The organism is Oleiphilus sp. HI0043, from assembly GCF_001634935.1.
The window spans coordinates 1-585 of record NZ_LWEY01000904.1 but is presented as its reverse complement, the minus strand read 5'-3'; the positions used below and the strand labels follow the sequence as shown (position 1 = coordinate 585).

The window sequence follows — 585 nt, the reverse complement described above, 5'->3', positions numbered from 1 at the left end:
AGTATTACACGCTGGTGGTAAGTTCGATGATAACTCCTACAAAGTATCCGGTGGTTTGCACGGTGTTGGTGTATCGGTTGTAAATGCTTTATCCGAAAAGCTTAAGTTAACGATACGCAGAGAAGGCAAAATATACGAGCAAGAGTATACCCACGGTGTGCCTGATTACTCCCTTAAAGAGGTGGGTCATTCTGAGACGACGGGAACGATGGTGACCTTCAAACCAAGTTCAGAAACTTTCACTCAGACTGAGTATCACTATGATCAACTCGCAAAGCGCTTGAGAGAACTGTCATTTTTGAATTCCGGCGTACGGATTCATTTAAAAGACGAACGTAGTGATAAAGAAGACCTATTCGAATTTGAAGGTGGTTTATCGTCATTTGTTGAGTACTTGAATCATAACAAAACGACTGTAAACGACATGTTCCACTTTAATATTATGCATGAAGCAACAGGGGTTGGCGTAGAAGTCGCTATGCAGTGGAACGACACTTATCAGGAAAACATCTTCTGCTATACCAACAATATTCCACAGCGAGACGGTGGAACGCATATGGCGGGTTTCCGTGGTGCACTAACTCG

General features: G+C 43.1%; 1 pseudogene. It reads left to right on the top strand.

Annotation, left to right across the window (positions count from 1 at the left end):
- A pseudogene (gene gyrB / locus A3729_RS10195) lies at window positions 1-585 on the top strand (DNA gyrase subunit B); the annotation flags it as partial.